The sequence below is a fragment of the Nocardioides speluncae genome (genome assembly GCF_003121585.1).
Taxonomy (GTDB): domain Bacteria; phylum Actinomycetota; class Actinomycetes; order Propionibacteriales; family Nocardioidaceae; genus Nocardioides; species Nocardioides speluncae.
This window is the reverse complement of sequence record NZ_QEOO01000017.1, coordinates 1-20663: the sequence shown is the minus strand read 5'-3', so window position 1 is coordinate 20663 and position 20663 is coordinate 1. Positions and strand designations below refer to the sequence as shown.

The 20663-nt window shown below is 69.9% G+C and carries 24 protein-coding genes; 13 read left to right on the top strand and 11 right to left on the bottom strand.

Annotated elements, in window-relative coordinates:
- The first annotated feature begins 16 nt into the window (after positions 1-16).
- Both DDV73_RS10475 and DDV73_RS10470 read left to right on the top strand, forming a co-directional pair.
- Positions 17-535: a SigE family RNA polymerase sigma factor gene (locus tag DDV73_RS10475; protein ID WP_240617224.1), complete on the top strand. Its 519-nt coding sequence runs from the start codon at positions 17-19 to the stop codon at positions 533-535.
- The gene (locus DDV73_RS10470) at positions 532-1959 is read left to right on the top strand and encodes a hypothetical protein (protein ID WP_109507197.1); all 1428 of its coding nucleotides are present in this window, start codon (positions 532-534) and stop codon (positions 1957-1959) included. The genes DDV73_RS10475 and DDV73_RS10470 overlap by 4 nt, the downstream gene beginning before the upstream one ends.
- A 303-nt stretch (positions 1960-2262) precedes the next feature.
- On the opposite strand, the gene DDV73_RS10465 is transcribed toward DDV73_RS10470, so the two are convergent.
- Positions 2263-3396: an HNH endonuclease signature motif containing protein gene (locus tag DDV73_RS10465; RefSeq protein ID WP_161962351.1), complete on the bottom strand. Its 1134-nt coding sequence runs from the start codon at positions 3394-3396 to the stop codon at positions 2263-2265.
- A 332-nt stretch (positions 3397-3728) separates the two neighbouring features.
- Positions 3729-4055 carry an antibiotic biosynthesis monooxygenase family protein gene (locus DDV73_RS10460; RefSeq protein WP_109507195.1) on the bottom strand — a complete coding sequence of 109 codons (327 nt, stop codon included), beginning with the start codon at positions 4053-4055 and terminating at the stop codon, positions 3729-3731.
- Between the two features lie 19 nt (positions 4056-4074).
- Here DDV73_RS10460 and DDV73_RS10455 point away from each other — a divergent pair, with 19 nt between their 5' ends.
- Positions 4075-6132 carry an NAD(+) synthase gene (locus tag DDV73_RS10455; protein ID WP_109507194.1) on the top strand — a complete coding sequence of 686 codons (2058 nt, stop codon included), beginning with the start codon at positions 4075-4077 and terminating at the stop codon, positions 6130-6132.
- A 4-nt stretch (positions 6133-6136) separates the two neighbouring features.
- Here DDV73_RS10455 and DDV73_RS10450 read toward each other — a convergent pair whose 3' ends face one another.
- From DDV73_RS10450 to DDV73_RS10440, 3 genes are all read right to left on the bottom strand, one after another.
- Complete coding sequence (locus DDV73_RS10450; protein ID WP_154402709.1) at positions 6137-6733, bottom strand: hypothetical protein; 597 nt, start codon at positions 6731-6733, stop codon at positions 6137-6139.
- 136 nt (positions 6734-6869) lie between these two features.
- On the bottom strand, positions 6870-8642 hold the full coding sequence (locus tag DDV73_RS10445; RefSeq protein ID WP_109507192.1) for a sensor histidine kinase: 1773 nt from the start codon (positions 8640-8642) through the stop codon (positions 6870-6872).
- Positions 8639-9280, bottom strand: a complete 642-nt coding sequence (locus DDV73_RS10440) for a response regulator (protein WP_109507191.1) — start codon at positions 9278-9280, stop codon at positions 8639-8641. Before DDV73_RS10440 ends, DDV73_RS10445 begins: the two co-directional genes overlap by 4 nt.
- 165 nt (positions 9281-9445) lie before the next feature.
- Here DDV73_RS10440 and DDV73_RS10435 point away from each other — a divergent pair, with 165 nt between their 5' ends.
- The 8 genes from DDV73_RS10435 (at position 9446) to DDV73_RS10405 (ending at position 13997) form a co-directional block, all read left to right on the top strand.
- On the top strand, positions 9446-9853 hold the full coding sequence (locus DDV73_RS10435; protein ID WP_109507190.1) for a hypothetical protein: 408 nt from the start codon (positions 9446-9448) through the stop codon (positions 9851-9853).
- Positions 9850-10170: a hypothetical protein gene (locus DDV73_RS10430; RefSeq protein WP_109507189.1), complete on the top strand. Its 321-nt coding sequence runs from the start codon at positions 9850-9852 to the stop codon at positions 10168-10170. Before DDV73_RS10435 ends, DDV73_RS10430 begins: the two co-directional genes overlap by 4 nt.
- Before the next feature lie 67 nt (positions 10171-10237).
- Positions 10238-11173, top strand: coding sequence for a S1C family serine protease (locus tag DDV73_RS10425; RefSeq protein ID WP_109507188.1), 936 nt, complete (start codon positions 10238-10240; stop codon positions 11171-11173).
- Between the two features lie 41 nt (positions 11174-11214).
- Complete coding sequence (locus tag DDV73_RS27880) at positions 11215-11388, top strand: hypothetical protein (RefSeq protein WP_154402708.1); 174 nt, start codon at positions 11215-11217, stop codon at positions 11386-11388.
- An 80-nt stretch (positions 11389-11468) separates the two neighbouring features.
- On the top strand, positions 11469-12050 hold the full coding sequence (locus DDV73_RS10420; protein WP_109507187.1) for a cysteine hydrolase family protein: 582 nt from the start codon (positions 11469-11471) through the stop codon (positions 12048-12050).
- A 7-nt stretch (positions 12051-12057) separates the two neighbouring features.
- Complete coding sequence (locus DDV73_RS10415) at positions 12058-12960, top strand: GlxA family transcriptional regulator (protein WP_109507186.1); 903 nt, start codon at positions 12058-12060, stop codon at positions 12958-12960.
- A 126-nt stretch (positions 12961-13086) separates the two neighbouring features.
- The gene (locus DDV73_RS10410; protein WP_109507185.1) at positions 13087-13797 is read left to right on the top strand and encodes a hypothetical protein; all 711 of its coding nucleotides are present in this window, start codon (positions 13087-13089) and stop codon (positions 13795-13797) included.
- Positions 13740-13997 (top strand): hypothetical protein, encoded by a 258-nt coding sequence (locus tag DDV73_RS10405; protein ID WP_109507184.1) that lies wholly within the window; start codon positions 13740-13742, stop codon positions 13995-13997. The genes DDV73_RS10410 and DDV73_RS10405 overlap by 58 nt, the downstream gene beginning before the upstream one ends.
- Here DDV73_RS10405 and DDV73_RS10400 read toward each other — a convergent pair.
- The 3 genes from DDV73_RS10400 to DDV73_RS10390 are packed head-to-tail and all read right to left on the bottom strand — an operon-like array spanning position 13984 to position 15319.
- Positions 13984-14382, bottom strand: a complete 399-nt coding sequence (locus tag DDV73_RS10400; RefSeq protein WP_109507183.1) for a hypothetical protein — start codon at positions 14380-14382, stop codon at positions 13984-13986. The genes DDV73_RS10405 and DDV73_RS10400 overlap by 14 nt on opposite strands.
- Positions 14375-14794 carry a hypothetical protein gene (locus DDV73_RS10395; protein WP_154402707.1) on the bottom strand — a complete coding sequence of 140 codons (420 nt, stop codon included), beginning with the start codon at positions 14792-14794 and terminating at the stop codon, positions 14375-14377. The genes DDV73_RS10400 and DDV73_RS10395 overlap by 8 nt, the downstream gene beginning before the upstream one ends.
- Positions 14795-14848: 54 nt before the next feature.
- A complete protein-coding gene (locus DDV73_RS10390; protein ID WP_240617223.1) occupies positions 14849-15319 on the bottom strand; it encodes a hypothetical protein in 471 nt (156 codons plus the stop codon).
- 104 nt (positions 15320-15423) lie between these two features.
- On the opposite strand from DDV73_RS10390, the gene DDV73_RS10385 reads away from it, so the two are divergent.
- On the top strand, positions 15424-16113 hold the full coding sequence (locus DDV73_RS10385; RefSeq protein ID WP_109507253.1) for a helix-turn-helix transcriptional regulator: 690 nt from the start codon (positions 15424-15426) through the stop codon (positions 16111-16113).
- On the opposite strand, the gene DDV73_RS29590 is transcribed toward DDV73_RS10385, so the two are convergent.
- Both DDV73_RS29590 and DDV73_RS29695 read right to left on the bottom strand, forming a co-directional pair.
- Positions 16114-16440 (bottom strand): dihydrofolate reductase family protein, encoded by a 327-nt coding sequence (locus tag DDV73_RS29590; RefSeq protein ID WP_338066387.1) that lies wholly within the window; start codon positions 16438-16440, stop codon positions 16114-16116.
- Complete coding sequence (locus tag DDV73_RS29695) at positions 16410-16673, bottom strand: hypothetical protein (protein WP_420818471.1); 264 nt, start codon at positions 16671-16673, stop codon at positions 16410-16412. The genes DDV73_RS29590 and DDV73_RS29695 overlap by 31 nt, the downstream gene beginning before the upstream one ends.
- A 141-nt stretch (positions 16674-16814) precedes the next feature.
- Between DDV73_RS29695 and glnA the strand changes: the two genes are divergently transcribed.
- Positions 16815-18155: a type I glutamate--ammonia ligase gene (gene glnA / locus DDV73_RS10375; protein WP_109507181.1), complete on the top strand. Its 1341-nt coding sequence runs from the start codon at positions 16815-16817 to the stop codon at positions 18153-18155.
- An 878-nt stretch (positions 18156-19033) separates the two neighbouring features.
- Here the strand turns inward: glnA and DDV73_RS10370 are convergent.
- On the bottom strand, positions 19034-20239 hold the full coding sequence (locus tag DDV73_RS10370) for an HNH endonuclease signature motif containing protein (protein WP_240617222.1): 1206 nt from the start codon (positions 20237-20239) through the stop codon (positions 19034-19036).
- Between the last annotated feature and the right edge of the window lie 424 nt (positions 20240-20663).

Below are 20663 nucleotides of genomic sequence, written 5' to 3'. Positions count from 1 at the left end.
GTGGTGAGGAGGAACGGTGCTGGATGCGATGACGGAGACGGGGAAGCGCGACGCCGGCGGTTTCGACGAGTTCGTCGCCGCCCGGTCGGGTGCGCTTTGGCGCTCCGCGTGGCTGCTGACCGGCGACATCGGCAAGGCCGAGGACCTGCTGCAGACCGCGCTCGGCAAGGCGTGGCCGCACTTCGGCCGGGTGAACGGCGACGGGTCGTTCGAGGCGTATGTCCGGCGGGTCATGTTCACCACGTACGTCGCCTGGTGGCGCCGCCGCTGGAACGTCGAGGTCCCGGCCGCGGCCGTGCCCGAGCAGGCCGGCGCGGCGGTCGATGCGGACCTGCGGCGGGACCTGGTGACCGCACTCGCCGCGCTGCCTCGCGGGCAGCGAGCCGTCGTCGTACTCCGCTATGTGGAGGACCTCACCGAGGCACAGACCGCGGACGTGCTCGGCATCAGCGTCGGCACCGTGAAGAGTCAGGCCGCCCGGGCGATCGTGGCTCTCCGCTCCTCCCCAGCACTGGCACGCGAGGAGGACGCATGAACGACAGCTTCGAGGACCGGCTCGGCCGGTCGCTGACCGAGCTCGTGCCCGAGCCGCCGACCGGCGACCTGGCCGGAGCGGCCCGGACCTGGGCACGGCGAGCGCGTCGTCGGCGGCAGGGCATCGTGGCCGTCTCGGCCGCGGTAGCGGTGCTGGCCGCGATCGGCATCCCGTGGGCAGTCACCCGTGGCGGCGAGCCCGGCGGCGATCGCGGCGGGGAGCCGGTGAAGGAGCCCGAGGTCTTGTCGCTGGAGTGCCCGGCCAACGTCAACCGCGGCGCGCTGCCCGGCAAACCGGGCGAGCCGCTGCGGAAAGGAGCCGTGCGCGCGCAGCTCTGTCCTGCGGGCGGGGCCGGCTCGTTCCAGCCGCCGCGAGATGTGCTCGAGACCGGGCTCGACGAGCTGGTCGAGACCGTGAACGCACGGCCCTTTGCCTCGCCAGCATCGTCGATCTGTCCGGGGACGCTCGGGACCGAATGGACGGTGCTATTGCAGTACGCCGACGGCACGGCGGCCTCGGTCACCGGCGGGAGCTCCGGATGCGGCTGGCTCCACCTCGGCCCACACGACCACCAGACCTCAGGACGGGTGCGCGAGGGCTCCGGCGTGGTCCACCGGAAGTACCTCGACCTGCTCGCCGCCCAGCGGGCGACCCGAGAGCCTCCGCACGTCGAGGTGTCGTTGTCGTGCCCGACGTACAACCCCGACGGCCCACTCTTCTCCCCGGCGGCGTATGACGACCCCGCGGACCTTCGCATGACGCATGCGGTGCTGTGCTGGAAGACCGAGGCGCTGACCGAGCTGCCGTTCCAGTCTGCGCTGCTCGACGTGGAGCTGATCGCGTTGGTCAACGCCGACCTCGCGGATCGGGTGACAATGAGGGAGCGGCTCCGCGGCGAATGCGTTGACCCGCTGCGGGTGGAACTCGTCGCTCAGAACGCTTGGGGAGACCGAGTCCTGATCCCTGGCTCGGGCTGTGGCTGGTTCGGCACAGGCGAGTGGTTCTGGCAGCCGGGTACGAAGGTCCAGCAGCGCTTCGAGGAGCTGATCGAGTCGAAGCCCGAGTCCGAGATCCCGCTCCCTACCGCCGCTGATGAGCCCGACGCGGCAGTCCGTGCCTGGGCGGATCTGGTCAACCGCGGCGACCGTGCAAAGGCAGACTCGCTCTGGGCGGCCGAGCCGACACTGCCGGCGCCCGGCGTGGCCCAGATCGGGTTCAAGGGCTCCAGCATTCGCCGGATCCAGCCCAAGGAGACGCCGGCATCCGAGTACTCCCAGGTCTGGCTGATGGAGGACGCGCTGTACTGGGAGGAGCCGGCGACGGAGGTCCGCAATGTCGACATCACGATCGTCCGCGACTCCGATGACCAGCCGTTCCGGATCCTCGTTGTCGCCGATCGGGGAGCGGCCTCAGTCGGCTGGTGACTGGACGATTCGAGTTGGACCGTCGCAGGGTGGCCCTATCGTGATTGCATGCACGGCGTCGGTGACCAGCTCGATCGGGGTCAAGATTCCGGACCGTGTCCGGGCGGTCTGATGTCGGTGGTCGCGGTGGTTGGCTGCGCTGCTGCATAGCTCGCTGACCGCCTGGCGTGACGTGACTACCGGACTACGTCGTTGCGGTCCGCTTTTGGTTGCATGACTTGCTTCGGTTGCTTTTCGGCTCACGGTCCGCGATGGTCAACGGTCTGTGGTGAGGGCGCGTGAATTGATTGCATTGCATTGCGGTTATGTTCTGCGGTGGAATCGGATATCGCCGTTCGGCATTCGCTCCGCGGAATAGCGATTGTCGTGCGCTCGGTGATGGTGATGTGAACAAAGCAGTATGCCGTCGGCGAAATTGGTCTTCCCGCCTTTCGACCACGGCCGCCAATGATGCGCCTCACACCACTGCGCCGGGATTGTGCACCCTGCGCCGCGGCACCGTTGGTCGCGCAGTCGCAGTGCCTTGTGCTGGGGCTTGGAGAAGAGCCTTCTGGTGCGGCCGAAGTCGAGGATCTCGGACTTCCCGCCGAGGACCGCGGGGATGATCCCGGCGGTGCAGGCCAGGCGGCGGGCTTGGGCGGCGGTGATCTTGTCGTCGGTGCCGACCACGCTCGCTGCGGCCCGGTCGCGGGCGAGTGCGTCGTGGCTGATGGTGACGATGACCGTGGTGGCGTCACCGCCGTGCATCGGAAGCTTGGTGGGGTCGAGGTGTTCCAGCAGCGTGCAGAACGCCTGAGCCCGCGCCCGGTGCTGCGGGACCACGACGTCGGTGGATTGCTGGCGGGGTGAGGTGAAGGCATCCAGGTAGGTCACCAGCCGCGCCGCGGCAGCGTCCGGTAGCAGGCCGGTGAGCCGAGTGGTGCCGTCGCCGCGCCTGGTGAAGGTGAGGCTGGTGGTCTCCCACGCTCGCTCTTCCTCCCGCTGCAACTGCTTGGCTTCCTCGGCATCGCCGACCTCGGGCGCGATCACGTCCAGGATCTTGCGGCCGAGGATCTTCAGCTGGTCGGGGCGGTGGTGGGCGGCCGCTTCGACCAGGTGCTTCTCGGCTTGGACGAGGAGGTCGGCGTCCAGATCGTCGGGTAGCTCATCGAGCGCCCGGGTGATTACCCGCGCCTGGGCTAGGTTCACCTCACCAGCGGTGACTACCGCCGCGAGGCGGGTCCAGCGGGTGTCGAGGGCGGCGGCGAGGTGGAGTTCGGCGCGGCAGGTCTTCGGGCTGGACTGGGTGTGGTGGGCGAGCCAGGCGGCCACGTCGCGGGCGCCGGTGTCCTCGGCGACGTCGTCGGCGGTGGCCATGACCCGTAGTCGGAGCGCGGTCAACAGGGTCTCGATCTTCACCAGCTTGAGCAGCGCGTCGGCCTTGTCGGAGGTCTTCATAAAGGCTGGGTCAACGTCAGCGATCTGTGCGAGCTCGGCGAGGATATTGTCGGCGCAGGCGAGCACCGGATGTGGCGTATTGACGAGCATTGTTTCCGGTACCTCCCCCATGGCGTACCAACTATTCGACTAACACCACCGTACATACGTTCGAATGATTGAGCAAGGTTTAAGAACCGCAACCGCGGACCGTTGACCACAGCAAGCCGTAAGCCAGCGATGAACCGAACCAAGTACCGCAACCAAAAGCGGACGGTAACCATGAAATGCGGGGCCCGAAGCCCCCAACACGCGGCGCCCCGCACACCACCGCCATGGCAGGCTTCCCTCGATCACATGGTCGACGGGTGGCCGTAGTCGCGCTCGACGGTGCAGACCCGCACCCGGTAGTCGGCGTACCAGGTCGTCTTGCCGCGCTCCTGCGCGATGGTGTGCTCGGCGACCTGCTTCCAGGCGCGGGCAGCGGCGTCGTCGGTCCAGTAGGAGACGGTGATGCCGATCTCGCCTCGTGCGGACTCGATGCCGACGTAGCCCGGCTGCAGGGCCGCCAGCTCCTCCATCCGAGCCGCCATCACGGCGTACCCCTGCTCGTTGTCGGTGCGGATGCTGCTGAAGATCACGGCGGTGTACGGCGGCGCGGGCGTCTCGGCGAGGGTCACGACACCTAGACTCGCAGGCGTGGACTTCTACTCCGCATATGCCCAGGGGTTCGCCCGCGTGGCCGCCTGCACGGTCCCGGTCGCGGTCGCCGACCCGGCGGCCAACGCGCAGAGCGTGCTGACCGAGGCGCGCGCCTGCCACGCCGACGGCGTCGCGGTCGCGGTCTTCCCCGAGCTGGCGCTGTCCGGCTACGCCATCGATGACCTGCTGCTCCAGGACACCCTGCTCGACGAGGTGCAGGCGGCGATCACGACGATCGCCGAGGCGACCACGGAGCTGCTGCCGGTACTGGTCGTCGGTGCCCCGCTGGTGCACGGCACCCGGGTGCTCAACTGCGCGGTGGTGATCCACCGCGGCGAGGTGCTCGGGGTGTCGCCGAAGTCGTACCTGCCGACCTACCGCGAGTTCTACGAGCGCCGCCACTTCGCCCCCGGCGACGACCGGCGCGGCTCCACGATCGTGGCCGGCGGCGAGGAGGTGCCGTTCGGGCCCGACCTGCTGTACGCCGCGACCGACGTACCCGGCCTGGTCCTGCACGTCGAGGTCTGCGAGGACATGTGGGTCCCGGTTCCGCCGAGCGCTGAGGCCGCGCTGGCGGGCGCGACCGTGCTGGCCAACCTGTCCGGCTCGCCGATCACGGTCTCCCGGGCCGAGGACCGGCGGCTGCTGGTCCGCAGCGCCAGCGCGCGCTGCCTTGCGGCGTACCTCTATGCGGCGGCCGGCCAGGGCGAGTCGTCGACCGACCTGTCCTGGGACGGCCAGACGATGGTCTACGAGTGCGGCGACCTGCTCGCCGAGACCGAGCGGTTCCCGGACGGGCCGCGGCGGTCGGTGACCGACGTCGACCTGGACCGGCTCCGCCAGGAGCGGCTGCGGCAGGGCACCTTCGACGACAACCGGCGGACGCTGGCCGACCGGATCGAGGACTTCGAGACCGTCGAGTTCGAGCTGAAGCCGCCGACCGGCGACATCGGGCTGCGGCGGAAGGTGGACCGCTTCCCGTTCGTGCCCGACGACCCGGCGCGGCTGGAGCTGGACTGCTACGAGGCCTACAACATCCAGGTCTCCGGGCTCGAGCAGCGACTCCACGCGATCGGTCAGCCGAAGGTCGTGATCGGTGTCTCGGGTGGCCTTGACTCCACCCATGCCCTGATCGTCGCGGCCAAGGCGATGGACCGGCTCGGGCGCCCGCGCAGCGACATACACGCGTTCACGATGCCGGGCTTCGCCACCGGCGAGACCACCAAGTCCTACGCCACCCGGCTGTCCAAGGCGCTCGGCGTCACCTTCGCCGAGCTCGACATCAAGCCGGCCGCGCGGCAGATGCTGGCCGACCTCGACCACCCGTACGCCGACGGCGAGCCGGTGTACGACGTCACCTTCGAGAACGTCCAGGCCGGGCTGCGCACCGACTACCTGTTCCGGCTGGCTAACCACCGCGGAGGCATCGTGCTCGGCACCGGCGACCTGTCGGAGCTGGCGCTGGGCTGGTGCACGTACGGCGTCGGCGACCAGATGTCGCACTACGCGGTGAACACCGGCGTCCCGAAGACGCTGATCCAGCACCTGATCCGCTGGGTGATCTCGTCCGGGCAGTTCGCCAACGAGGACGGGCACAGCGACACCAACGAGGTGCTCCAGGAGATCCTCGACCAGGAGATCACCCCCGAGCTGATCCCGATCGAGGCCGGCAAGAAGCCGCAGGCCACCGAGGACTCGGTCGGGCCCTACTCGCTGCAGGACTTCACGCTCTACCACGTGCTGCGCCGCGGCTATCGGCCGAGCAAGATCGCCTTCCTCGCCTGGCACGCCTGGCGCGACGCCGAGACGGGGGAGTGGCCGCCGGGCTTCGACGACGACCGGCGTACGTCGTACGACCTGGCCACGATCCGACGCTGGCTGCTGGTCTTCGCCAAGCGGTTCTTCTCCAGCCAGTTCAAGCGCTCCGCGCTGCCCAACGGCCCGAAGGTCTCCGCCGGCGGCTCGCTGTCGCCGCGCGGCGATTGGCGGATGCCGTCTGACGCCAGCGGCACCGCCTGGCTGCGCGAGATCGAGGCGAACGTCCCGGAGAAGTAGCCGGCTACGACGCTGCCCAGAGTGCGACCAGCGTGGCCGTTGCCGGGAGGAAGCCGACGAGCAGCACCACGCCGAGGCTGTCGCGCTGACGCCAGCCGTACGCCGTTGCCGCGAGGGCGACCAGCAGGCTGAAGACCTCGGTGCCACCGCCGACCGCGTTGGTCGCCCAGGTCAGCCCGACGGCGAGTGCCAGGACGTAGCCGAGGACCGGCGGCCGGGGCTTGTCGACCATGGTGAGCGCCAGTGCTGCCAGCACCAGGGCGACCCCGACGAACCAGATGTGGTGCCCCACCGGCTCGTCCCACAGGTGCACGGTGTCGTTGGCGACTTCGTGGCCGATCGAGTTGGCCGCGAGATGGATGCCGTGGCCGGAGGTGTAGGCGATCGCGCCGGCGCCGAAGAGCAGCCATACGAGGGGCCGCGACCGGTCGGCCCAGAGCACCGCGGCCGCACTGCCGAGCACCAGCCACGGGACGGCCAGGTCCAGCCAGTCGAGCAGCCGGGTGTCCTCCGGCCCAGGACCGAGCCCATCCGGCAGCAGCCCGATGTGGTGCAGCAGCGCGTACGCCAGCGCGGCGGCGACCAGCGACCGTGAGTACACGATGCTCAGCATGGCGTCGCACGGGGCGGGACGTCATACGAATCGCGACCCATGACGCGCGGTTCGTATGACGTCCTGCGGTACGTCATGCGGTCCGGCACCGATAGCCGCCGGTTCGTATGACGTCCGGCCCGAGTCACAGCGGGAGTACGGCGACCACGCGGCCGCCGCCGTCGGCATACCCGGCGTCGAGGCTCCCGCCGAGCTCGGCGGCCCGCTCCCGCATCGAGGACAGGCCGACGCCGCGGGTCCAGGTCGACGGGGTGGCGCCATGGTCGTTGACCTCGACGACGAGTGACCCTTCGGCGACCCGGAGGCTGGCCTCGGCTAGGTCGGCGCCGCTGTGCCGGGCGGCGTTGCTGAGCGCCTCGACCGCGATTCGGTACGCCGCGACCTCGACCGCCGCTGCCAGCGGCGGCAGGTCGGCCGCGTCGACCTCGACCCGCAGTGGCCGCCCGTCCGCCGTACGAAGTGAGTGGGCCTGCTGCCGCAGCGCCGGGACCAGCCCGAGCTCGTCGAGGGCCGGCGGCCGCATCCCGTAGACCAGCTGCCGGATCTCCTCGATCGCCGCGACCGCCTCCGCGCGGAGGCCGCCCAGGAGCGCGGCCGCGGCGGGAGGGTCGTCGGGCATCGTGTTGCGGGCTGCGTCGGAGGTGAACGCGATCCCGGACAGCCGCGGCCCGAGTCCGTCGTGGAGGTCCCGGCGCAGTCGCCGCCGTTCCTCCTCGATCGCGGTGATCGTCTGCTCGCGCGACTCCTGCAGCTGGTCGGCGAGCAGCCGTGCCCGCAGCGACTGGGCGAGCAGCGGCCGGGCCAGGTCGAGCACGTGCCGATCGCCCGCGGTGAGGGCGAGGTCGCCCGCCCGGAGCCCGACGACGAGCTCGCCGGTGCGGCCGTCGCCGAGCGTGAGCGGCAGTGCCCGGGTGTGGGTCACGGCGGTGCCGGACGTGGCCAGGACCTCGCCGCCGACCTGGAGCTCGGCGTACGGCAGCACCAGCGCCTCGCGGATCGTGCGCAGGGCGAGCTCGGGGTCGTCGCCGAGGTTCTCGGCGACGTGCCCAGCGGCGCCGAACGGGTCCGGGCGGGTGCCGAACAGCAGCTCGTCGATGACGCCGCGCATCGCCACCTGGAGCGGGTGGAAGAGGGCCGCGATCAGTGCGGCGGCCAGTGCCATCGTGCCCACACTCGGCGGCTCGCCGCCGAGCAGATCGAGGCCTCCCTGAAGGGTCGCGTAGACCGCCATGTAGACGACCACTGCCGTCGCCAGCACCACCGCCTGGACGACCAGACCGCGGACGTCGACGACCTCCGGGCGCCAGAGGCCGACGTACATCGCGGGTGCGACGACCGCGAACAGCCCGTAGCCCACGCCGTACCCGATGCCGGCCCGCTGACCGGTCGCGCCATCGAGTGCGAACACGATGAAGAAGAACACCGTTCCGGTCAGCGCCAGGCTCAACGCCATCCAGGCCAGCGCCCAGCGGTCGGTGCCGTCGCTGCGCTCGAGCTTCCACCAGGTATGCAGGAAGCCGGTCGCGGCCAGGGTGATGCCCGTGGGCCAGAGGATGCCCGAGCGCTCCCACGGCCCGGTCCAGCCGAGCGACGCGACCGCGATCAGGCCAGAGCCGGTGACGACGACCAGAGCCACGAAGTCGACCGGGAGCCGCCACCGCAGCCGTGGGTACGCCGTGACGGCCAGTGGCAGCAGCAGCGAGCCTCCGGTCACGAACGCAGCCCGGGCCAGCTCCGGCTCGGCCCGCCAGGCAAGCGCACCCGTCAGGAGCGCGAGGCCGCCGAGCGCGAGCGGTGCGCCCGGCAGTACGGCGCGAGACCGGGCCAGCAGCGCTGCACCGCTGACCAGGGTGCTGAGCCCGAGCACCGCGACGCCGACCAGCTCGGCGTAGGTCATGAGCCCAGCCCACCCTCGCGGGCACGGATGATCGCCGCGGCGCGGTCGGTCACCTGGAGCTTGGCGAAGATGCTGGTGAGGTGGTTGCTCACGGTCTTCGGCGACAGGAACAGCTCCTGGGCGATCGCGCTGGTGCGCGAGCCCGCCGCGAGCAGGTCGAGGATCTCGCGCTCGCGCTCGGTCAGCTCCGGGAACGGGATCTCGGTCCGCGCGGGCGGGGCGCTGAAGTGGGCCAGCACCCGGACCGCGACGCCCGGACCGAAGATCGCCTGCCCGGCCACCACCCCCCGCACCGCGCCGACGATCTCGTCCTGCTCGGCGCCCTTCAGCAGGTAGCCCCGGGCGCCGGCCTGCATCGCGGTGAACACGGTCGCGTCGTCGTCGTACATGGTCAGCATGAGTACGGCGGTCTCCGGGACCGCCGCCCGGATCCGGCGGGTCGCCTCCACTCCGTCGAGCACTGGCATCCGCACGTCCATCAGCACCACATCCGGCCGGGACAGCTGCACCTCGCGGACCGCCGCCTCGCCGTCGCCGACTTCGCCGACGACCTCCAGCCCGTCGATGGTGTCGATCAGCGCGCGCAACCCGCCGCGCACGACCGGGTGGTCGTCGGCGAGCAGGATCCGCACTGTCATGGACTCATCATGGCCGCGCTCCGGGTGAGGTGTCCCGGGAACTCCTTCCTGTGCGGCCGGGACAGCGCGGGAACGGCACGGGCAGTTCCGACCTGCCGCCGGGAAGCGGCGGGGCCGCACGTTTGGTGCACCACCACTCACCAAACCACTCACCAAGGAGTCACCATGAGCACCATGACTACCCGCCGCACCACGCCCAGTACCGGGCAGAAGGTCGGCCTGGTCCTCGCCGGCCTGATGAGCGCCGCCAACATCCCGAGCGTGCTGATCCCGACGCCCGAGGGCGAGGAGGGCCCGCCGATGGAGGTCCTGGCCGTCGGCACCGTGCTCGGCGTCGTCGGCCTGGTCGCGGTCATTGCTGCCTGGCGCGGCAACAGCGTTGCCGCTCGGATTGCCGCTGTCGCGATCATCATCGTCACCCTCACCGGACTGCCGGCATTCTTCGTCGACGGCATCCCGGCCGGGATCCGGATCCTGGTCGGCGTGTCGATCGTGTGGACCGTCGCCGCGGTCTACCTGATGTTCGCCGCGCCCCGGCGCGGGCCGGCGTCCGATGAGGCCGAGCTCCGATGATCACGGTCGTCACGCTGCTGGCCGCGTTCCCGCTCGGCTACCTGCTGCGGTCCCGCCTGGCCGCCAACACGGCGTACGCCATCGCCTACCTGTGGGCGTTCGTCTTCCAGACTCTGTACCTGCTGCTGGACGCGATGGACCCCGAAAGCTCGGCACCGGCCTTCGAGGCCGGGGAGTTCCCGGTCTCCTACGGCGGGTTCACCCTGGCGATCTTCCTGGCCGGCTTCGGGCTGGTGGCTCTCGGCCGGTACGTCGCCGTACGCCGCGGCCGGATCGTCGCACCCCCGGTCCGGACCGAGGTCGAAGCAGCAAGCTGAGGCCGCGTTCGCTCTGAGCGGAGCCTGGTGTGGAATCCACGCCGGGCTCCGTTCGTTCCATCTGTCGATGGACCCGACCGAGAACGACGCACTCGATGCGTACTCCGCGATCGTCACGGGGGTGGCTGCCGAGCTGACCCCGCGGGTGGCGGCCGTGCGCATGCGCGGGCAGCGAGGCGAGTCGGCCGGGTCGGCCGTGGTGCTGACCGGCGAGGGCCACCTGGTCACCAACGCGCACGTGGTCGGTGACGCGAACGCCGGGGAGGCGGAGTTCAGCGACGGGGTGACCGCCCGGATCGACGTCGTGGGCCGCGACCCGCTGTCGGACCTGGCGGTGGTCCGCGCCGACCGCGAGGTGCCGAGCCCGCCGGAGTACGGCGACGCCGACCGGCTGCTGGTCGGCTCCCTGGTCGTGGCGGTCGGCAACCCGCTCGGCCTGGCCGGCTCGGTGACCGCCGGCGTGGTCAGCGCTCTCGGGCGCTCGATGCCGGCCCGCACCCGCAGCGCCACCCGGCTGATCGAGGACGTGATCCAGACCGACGCTGCCCTCAATCCCGGCAACTCCGGTGGGGCGCTGGCCGACTCGCGCAGCCGGGTGGTCGGCATCAACACCGCCGTGGCCGGCGTCGGCCTCGGGCTCGCCGTACCCATCAACGCCACGACGCACCGGATCATCCATGCGCTCATGCACGACGGCCGGGTACGCCGCGCCTACCTCGGGCTGGTCAGCTCGCCCACGCCGCTGTCGCCCGCGCTCCGTGAGAGGACCGGGCAGCGCACCGCACTGCGGGTGGTGGAGGTCGTCGAGAACAGCCCGGCGGCGTACTCCGGGCTGCGCCGCGGCGACGTCATCCTGGCCATCGACGGCACCCCACTCGGAGACGCGCAGTCGCTGCAGCGGCGGATGTTCGCCGACGCGATCGGCGCCCGGATGGAGATCACCGTGCTCCGCAACGGCGCACTGGTCGACGCCATCGCCGAGCCGGTCGAGCTCACCGACTGAATCTCCAACAGGCGCTCCTCAGCGCGGCGTACCGTTGGAGGATGAAGACCATCCGTCTGACCGACGCTGAATTGGCGCTGGTCCGCAACGCGGTGCACGGCTACCTGGTCACCTTTGGGCACGACGAGTCCGACATCGTCAGGCTGGCGAAGTCCGCCCTGGCGAAGGTCGACGCCGCCACCGAGGAGCCCACTCCGCAGCCAGCATCCGGGTAGCTCAAGGCGTGACCGGATCAGTCCGCTAGCCGACCGGACCGTGTCTGGCCGGCGCTGGGCCACGCCGGCAGGATGGACGCATGACCACGGCAGAGAAGACCGCACTCCTCGTGATCGACGTCCAGGAGTCCTTCCGGCACCGAGCCGTCTGGGAGCAGTGTTCGAACCCCGACATCGTCGAGGACGTCAGCCGGCTGGTCGACCACGCCCGCGCGGTCGGCCAGGAGGTGATCTGGGTGCTGCACAGCCAGGCGGACGGCGGCCCGTTCGACCCGGACTGGGGCTTCGTTCGGCTTCAGGAGGGGCTGACTGCCAGGCCCGGTGAGGCCGTGATCACCAAGTCGTCGATCAACTCCTTCACGACCACCAACCTGCAGCAGCTGCTCACCCAGAAGGGCGTCGGCCGCCTACTGATCGCCGGCATCCAGACCGAGCAGTGCTGCGAGACCACGACCCGGGTCGCCGCCGACCTCGGGTACGACGTCACCTTCGTCACCGACGCGACCGCGACCTTCCCGATCACTCGGCCGGACACCGGCGAGGTCCGCGCGGTCGCGGATGTCATCGCCGGGACCGAGTTCTCGCTGGCCGGCCGGTTCGCGACGATCGCGACCATCGACCAGGTCGTCGGCGAGGTCATCGGGGAGGCCGTGGCATCCTGACCGGATCATGACTCGTGTGCTCTTCGTCCTGCCGCCCGGCGTACACCTGCTCGACCTGTCCGGCCCGGCGCAGGCGTTTGGATCGGTGTGGGACTGCGGGCCCGTCTATGAGCTGTCCTACGTCGCGACCGAGCCCCTGGTGACCAGTCACCAGGGGCTCGGCCTGGTCGCGGACACGACCTGGCCGAGCCTCGCCGCCGACGACCTGGTGGTGATCCCGGGCTGGGAGAACGGCGACGGCCCGATCGGACAACCGGTCGCGGAGCCGCTGCTGGAGGAGGTCGTCCGGCACCACGAGGCCGGTGGCACCATGCTCAGCGTGTGCGCGGGAGCGTTCGCCCTGGCCGCCACCGGGCTGCTCGACGGCCGGCGCGCGACCACGCACCATGGCCTGCAGGACGCGCTGCAGCGCCGGCACCCGCGGGTCCGTGTCGTCCGCGACGTGCTGTTCGTGTCCGAGGACCGGCTGCACACCTCGGCCGGGATCGCGAGTGGCATCGACCTTGCGCTGCACGTGATCTCCGAACGGCACGGACCGGCCACTGCGGCCCGGGTGGCACGGTCGATGGTGGTGTACGCGCGGCGCAACGGGCTGCACCCTCAGCAGAGCGTGATGCTGCGGCATCGCGACCATCTCGACGACATCGTGCACCGGACCCAGGACGAGATCGACGAGCGGTACGCCGAGCCGCTGCCGCTCGCCGAGCTGGCGGCTGGGGTCGCGGTGTCCGAGCGAACTCTCACCCGGGCCTTCACCAGCGCCGTGGGCCTGACCCCGCTGCGCTACCAGCAGCAGGTCCGCCTGGAGCGGGCCGAGCTGCTGATCGGGGCTGGGACCATCGTCGAGGCGGCCGCCCGCGCGGTCGGCTTCGAGGACGCCCGGATGCTGCGCCGGCTGCGCGCTCGCTGAGCCGGTCCGGCTGCGCAGACCCCGAGGCCCCGCTCAGGGTGCATCCCGGGAGGATCCCCGTTGTCCGGGGGTGGGCCGGGCGACAGGTTTGGAGTCGACCCAGACAGACCTCCGGAGGGAACGTCGATGTCGAAGCAGGCCAAGCAGACCACGTACGCCGCAGCCGCCCTGTCCGCGTTCCTTGCAGCCGGGGTGGTGGCGCCGACCGCCACGGCAGCGCCGGTCCTGGAGAGCCAGCAGGCAACGGCGCCGTCGAGGATGACGGTGGACGTGGTCGGCAGCTCGACCGGCTTCACGGCTCCGGCCCGGCATCGGCCTGGCGCGGTCACCTTCCGGGTGCGCACCGACGACCCGGAGGGGATCCGGCTCGGCCTGCTGCGGCTGCGAGACGGGGTGCCGGTCGACCGGTTCCTGACCCACCTGACCGCCGCACTCACCGAGCGCGGCGAGGCCGCCGCGGCGGCGGGGCGGCAGCTCACCGAGGAGGCGACGATGCTCGGCGGGGCGCTCGCCGTACCCGGCCGGACGGCGGAGTTCCGGCAGCGGCTCGGCGAGGGCACCTACTACCTCGTCGACTACCAGGACGCCGACACCGGACGGCCGCTGACTGCCCTGGTCGTTGACGGCCCGTGGGCACCGCCTCCGCCGATGGTCGCGGACGCGGCGATCACGATGGTCGACACCTCGGCCGGACCCCGGTTCCGGGTACGCCGACCGCTCACGGCGGACGGGACGATCGCGGTGACCAACCGGAACGGACAGCTGGACGAGGCCGTGTTGTGCCGGTCCGGCCGGAGACCACCGAGGCCGACCTACAGGCGTTCTTCGAGGCGATGAACGCGGGCAAGCGGCCGCCGGTGATGCCCTTCACCGGCGCGCCCCCATCGGGCATGCCGGTCCTCGAGGCCGGCGGCCGCGCGCTGGTCCGACCGGCGCTCGCGCCCGGCCGGTATACGCTGGTCAGCTGGGTGGTCGACCTCGACGATGGCACGATGCTGGCCGCCCGCGGCATGCACACGCTGGTCACGGTTCGCTAGGACGAGTGGTGGCCAGGGTGAGCCCGCCGGCCAGGAGCCAGATGAGCGGCACGAACCACAGACTGGCCCGCGCCTCCGGGCTGAGTGAGAGCCGCACCTCCTCGTCGTTGACGTGGAGGTTGCGGCTCCACGCCGTTTTGACGATCTCGTCGCCAGACTCCAGTCGCTCGCCGATCGGCCGCTCGACCCGGACCTCTCGATTGCCATCAAGGGTCACGAACCAGACGTCGTCCACGCCGGGCTGGTCCTCGGTACGGCGGTCGACGGCGGTGACGGTGCCGGCGAGCTCGCGCGGGATCGCCGTACGCAGCACCAGCTCGCCGACGACCAGCAGGCCGAGTGCGACGACGAGGGCGAAGGGCACCCAGACCAGCGCCCTACGCATCGGTGAGCCAGACGATGTGGCCGACGCCGACCGCGAGGAGGGCGAGCCCGGCGAGGATTCCGATCAGGTTGCGCTCGATGGTGGCGCCGTACAGGAACGGGTACGTCGCGAAGACTGCGCCGATGCTCTGCAGACCGAAGTCGACGACGTCGAAGTCAGCGAGCCGGAAGATGGTCGCCTCGGTGAGCGCACCGACGCCGACCGCGGCGAGTGCCAGCATGGTCGCGCGACCGGGAGCCGGCTTCTCGTGCCAGAGCAGCAACACCGACAGCCCGCCCAACGTCATCCCGGCGCCGGCCGCGAAGTGTCCGGCGTAGTCCGGGTGGTCAGGGAACGCCACGTGAATGGCGAGGACGACTACCGACATCACAGCCAGCGTCAGTACGAGCGAGCGCCACGGGGAAGCTGTCACGCACGCACTGTAGCCAGAGAGGTCAGACGGTAGCCGCCCTCGCGGTCTGGGGGATCAGTCGGTGACCTCCTGCTCCTGACGGTGGAAGGTCATCGCGAGCCGGGCCAGGGCCAGAGCGCCCACCAGCAGCCCGAAGTCGCGCAGCGCGATGTCGTAGAACTCGCCCTGGGAGACCAGGTTGACGATGACGCCAGCGAGCCAGGCGGCCACGACGTACCCGCCGATGCGGGGGAGTACGGCGACCAGCAGGCCCGCACAGATCTCGATGACGCCGACCGCCATCATCGCCTCGGACGCGGTGCCGGGGACCAGGTCGTTGACCCATGGGGCGAGGTAGCCTGCCCAGTTCGAGCTGAGCACCTCGGCGAACTTGTCGATGCCGAAGACGATCGGCGCGATGGCGAAGGTGACCCAGAGCATGAGGAATGCCTGGCGGGCGGGCCCAACCCGGCCGATGAAGGCGATGTCGTGCAGCTCCGAGCGCATCTCCTGTGTCATGTCGTGCCAGGCGTGGGTGAGTGCCATGGCGACTCCTTTCACTGAACTGTCTGTCTTCTAACGGAGACAGATTTCAACGGTAGACCTGTCAAGACTGTTTCGACAAGACATCTGTCTGATAGAAAGTGATCGTGACCGAAGACGCGTTCGCCCGCCGCGTGACCAGGGTCGGCTCGCTGGCCGACCCGGTACGACGCGCGCTTTACCGCTTCGTCTCCGCCCAGCCCGACGCGGTGAGCCGCGACCAGGCGGCCGACGGCGTCGACGTACCCAGGCACACCGCGAAGTTCCATCTGGAGCGGCTGGTCGATGAGGGGCTACTGGTCCCCGAGTTCCGGCGGCTGACCGGACGGAGCGGACCCGGTGCCGGCCGGCCGGCCAAGCTCTACCGGCGGGCGCGCAAGGAGGTCTCGGTCAGCGTGCCGAGCCGGCGCTACGACCTGGCCGGTCAGGTGCTCGCGGACGCCGTCGAGCGGGCGCTCGACGGCGCACCCATGAACGAGGCCGTCACCGACGCCGCCCAGCAGGCCGCCGCGGACGCCGTACACAACGCCAAGCCCACCGGCAAGGACCTCGCCCGGGTGGCCGGCGTACTCGCCGACTACGGGTACGAGCCGCAGATCGACGAGGACCACGGTGACCTGACCCTGGGCAACTGCCCCTACGACCGGCTGGCCGCCGAGCACCAGGAGCTCGTGTGCGGGATGAACCTCGACTTCGTGCGTGCCGTCGCCGACCGGCTGGGCTGCGACGGCGACCGGGTCGAGCTGGCGCCGGATCCGCCGCGCTGCTGTGTGCGGGTTCTCGCGCCCAGCAAGTAGCTAGTCGCGCTTGCGGTCGTAGCACGCCCAGATCGCACCCGTCTCGCTGGTCGTCGTCCCGGTGAGCGTCCAGGAGGACGCAGGGATGCCGTCCTCGAAGAGCCGCATCCCGCCTCCGGAGACCTCGGGGCAGAGATTGATGCTCAGCCGGTCGACCTGGTCGGCTGCGAGCAGTGCCCGGATCACGCTCATGCTGGCCGAGACCATGATGTCGCCGCCCTCCTGGGCGCGGAGCTCGTCGATCACCTCGCCCGGGTCGCCGCTCACGATCCGCGAGTTCTGCCAGGTCGGCTGGGTCAGCGTGGTCGAGAAGACCACCTTCTCCACGTGGTCGAACCACTGCGCGAACGCCCGGTCGCGCGGCTCGGCGCTGTCGTCTTTCGCGACGTTCGGCCAGTAGCTGCCGAAGCCCTCGAAGTTCGTGCGCCCAGGACGACGGTCGTGACCGGCTCGACCAGCTGAGTGAGGCTGTCGCGGGCGGCGTCGGTGACGGCGTGCGGCGCGATCCAGCTCATGTCCTGGTCGCCGCCGGGGCCGTTGACCCGTCCGTCGAGGCTCATCGTGAAGTTGGCTACCACGGTTCGGTTCGGTCGCTGAGTCATGAATGGGTAGACCCGCCGGCCCGGGGTTAGTCATCGCTGCCGTTGTCGGAAGGTGACCAGGACATCTCCCGGAAACACGTGATGGGTCATAGTTGCCTCATGGGCAAGCAGGAAGACTTCGTGCTGCGGGCGCTCGAGGAGCGCGACGTACGTTTCGTGCGGCTGTGGTTCACCGACGTGCTCGGGTTCCTCAAGTCGGTGGCGGTCGCGCCGGCCGAGCTTGAAGGTGCCTTCACTGAGGGGATCGGTTTCGACGGCTCGGCGATCGAGGGATTCGCCCGGGTCTACGAGGCCGACATGCTGGCCAAGCCGGACCCGGCCACCTTCCAGATCCTCCCGTGGCGGTCGGGCGACGGGCCGAGCACCGCCCGGATGTTCTGCGACATCTCGATGCCGGACGGCTCGCCGTCGTACGCCGACCCGCGCTATGTCCTGAAGCGGACCCTGAGTGCGGCGGCCGAGAAGGGCTTCACCTTCTACACCCATCCGGAGATCGAGTTCTACCTCTTCAAGGACACGCCGGGCGGGGGAGCGGAGCCGGTCCCGGTGGACCGGAGCGGGTACTTCGACCACACCGCGCAGTCGATGGGTGCGGACTTCCGGCGCGAGGCGATCACGATGCTGGAGTCGATGGGCATCTCGGTGGAGTACAGCCACCACGAAGGCGGCCCCGGCCAGCAGGAGATCGACCTTCGGTACGCCGACGCGCTGAGCACCGCAGACAACATCATGACGTTCCGGACCGTGATCCGGGAGGTGGCGCTCAGCCAGGGCATCTGGGCCAGCTTCATGCCGAAGCCGTTCACCCAGCACCCCGGCTCCGGGATGCACACCCATGTGTCGCTGTTCGAGGGCGACCAGAACGCCTTCTTCGAGGCCGGCGCGGAGTACCAGCTCAGCAAGACCGGCCGGCAGTTCATCGCCGGCGTACTCCAGCACGCCCCCGAGATCACCTGCGTCACCAACCAGTGGGTCAACAGCTACAAGCGGCTGATCGGCGGCGGCGAGGCCCCGTCGTACATCTGCTGGGGACACAACAACCGCTCGGCGATGATCCGGGTGCCGATGTACAAGCCCAACAAGGGCCAGTCGACCCGGATCGAGCTGCGCAACCTCGACGCCGCCTGCAACCCGTACCTCGCCTTCGCGGTGATCCTCGCCGCCGGGCTCAAGGGCATCGAGGAGGGCTACGAGCTGCCCCGCGAGGCCGAGGACGACGTCTGGTCGCTGACCGAGCGCGAGCGCAAGAGCCTCGGCATCGAGCCGCTGCCGAAGAGCCTCAACGAGGCCATCGGCATCTCCGAGAACTCCGAGCTCCTCGCCGACACCCTCGGCGAGCACGTCTACGACTTCTTCCTCCGCAACAAGCGCGCCGAGTGGGACGAGTACCGCGGCCAGGTCTCCGCTTTCGAGCGCGAGCGGATGCTGCCCGTTCTGTGAGATTGCGTTACCTCGTCGAGCCGCTTCTCTGGCTCGCCCTCGCCGCTGGCGTGCTGTGGCTGCTGGTCCTCCTCGACCTGCTCGGCGCTGACCTCGATGACCCGAATTCGCCGATCGCATTCGGCCTGCCGCTCACCGCTGCCGTGCTCGGCCCCGGACTCTGCCTACCGCTGGTGCGGCACTCGCGCTGCTGCCTCGCACCCGCCACGCGCGCTGGGCCGCCCTGGTGGCGGGTGGTCTGTTGGTGGCCGCCGGCTTCGGCTTCCGGAAGATCCCGGAGATCCATGTCGGGATCGGCGGGTACTTCTGGGTGCCCGTCGTCGCTGGAGCGGTACTGGGGCTGGCCGCCCTCGCACCCTGGCCCGAACCGGACCAGGCCCGGCGCGACCCGAATCCGGCGGCCGACCTGGCGTGGGCCTTCGTCGCCGGACTCGGTTCTGCCGTCCTCCTGGTGTTCGAGTTCTCCTCCAACTGGGGCTGGGTCGGCGTGTGGGAGGAGGAGCAGCCCGCCTGGGACTACGGCACGCCTGTCGTGCTCTTCGGCGTCGGGATGATCCCGGCCGCCATCTACACCTACCGGGGCCACTGGCGGGCGGTCTGGCTCGCGGTGCTCCTGACCGCGGCGGCCTTCACGGTCGCCGCATGGGGCGCGATCTTCGCGATCAGACCACCTCGACGCGGAGTCAGCCGGCGAGGTTCCCCGCAATCAGCCATGAACCTGGGCGAGACTGAACCATCCGGATCCAGGGGTTTGAAGAGCTCACGCGTCGCACCTACGTTCGATTTGACGCGAGATGTTGACCGTCACACCGAACTATCGATGAAGGCTATCTGCCGTGCCTGCCGTCATTGTCGTCCCTCTGCTAGTGGCAGTCCATTTATGTTCTGCGGTGGAATCGAATATCGCCGTTCGGCATTCTTTCCGATGAATATCGGGCATCGTGCGCTCGGTGGTGATGGTGACTGCAAAGCAGTACGCCGTCGGCGAGGTCGGTCTTTCCGCCCTTCGACCACGGTTTCCAATGGTGGGCTTCAGTCCAGGTCGCCGGTATCGTGCAATTCTCGCCGCGACACCGCGTGTCGCGTATTCGCATGGCTTTGTGTTGTGCTCTTGAGAAGAGTCGGCGGGTGCGGCCGAGGTCGAGGATCTCGGACTTCCCGCCGAGCACGACCGGCAGGATCTGGGCGGTGCAGGCGAGTCGGCGGGCTTGGGCGGCGGTGATCTTGTCGTCGGTGCCGAGCAACCCGGCGGTGGCGAGGTCTTTGGTGAGCGAGTCGTGGTTGATGGTGACCATGACTGTGGTGGCGTCGCCGCCGTGCGCTGGGAGCTTGGCTGGGTCGAGGTGTTCGAGCAGTGCGATGAACGCCTGGCCGCGTGCGCGGTGCTGTGGCATGGCGGTGGTCTCGACGACGGCCCCAGCATCGCGGCCGCGTGACCGCGGCCGCGATGCTGCGGTTGCTGGCGCTCGCTGCTCGACCACCCGGGAACGGGGTGAGGTGAATGCGTCGAGGTAGGTGGCGAGCCGGGTTGCCGCGGCGTCGGGTAGGACGCCGGTGAGTCGGGTGGTGCCATCTCCGCGCCTGGTCAGCGTCAGGCTGGTGGTCTCCCAGGCACGCTCTTCCTCCCGCGCGAGCTGCTTGGCCTCCTCGGCCTCGCCGACGTCGGGGGCGATCACGTCGAGGATCCGCCTGCCCAGCACCCGCAGCTGATCCGGCCGGTACTCGCTGGCCGCTTCGACCAGGTGCTCCTCCGCCCGCACCAGCAACTCGGGGTCGAGATCGTCGGGCAGGTCGCCCAAGGCTCGAGCGATGACCTTGGCTTGGGCCAGGTTCACCGCACCCTCGGCGACCGCCGTACCGAGTCGGGTGCACCGGGTGTCGAGCGCCAAGGCGAGGTGTTGCTCGGCGCGGCAGGCGGTCGGGTTCTCGCGAGACTCGTGGGCCAGCCACGCGGCCACGTCACGCGCCCCGGACTCCTCGGCGACGTCATCCGCTGCTGCCATCACCTTCAGCCGCAACGCGGCCAGCTGGGTCTCCAGTCGCGCGAGCGCGAGCAGTGCATCCGCCTTCTCCGAAGTCCGCATGAAGGTCGGCTCGACGCCGTCAACATCCTTCAATGCCGCTTCAATAGCGACGGCACAGACAAGCACCGGATGCGGTGAATTGACGAGCATTCTTCCGACACCTCCCCCATGGTGTCCCGACGATGACTGACTACGTCAACTGTACATACGTTCGAGCGATAGTCAAAGGTTTGGGAACCGCAACCAGAGACCGTTGACCCGAGCAAACCGTAAGCCGAAAGGCAACCGAACCAAGTACCGCAACCAACCGCCGACGGTAACCACGTAACTCAGTAAAAGAGCCTCAACCCGTCGCGGCCCCCATGGAAATGCAGAGACGGGTCGACGCCCAATGCCACGTAGCGTAGATCGGTCTGTCATGCGGCTCTCGGTCTGAGGGCGTGGAGGTTGATCGTGGGTGGATCTGGGTGGCTGGTGCTGGCGG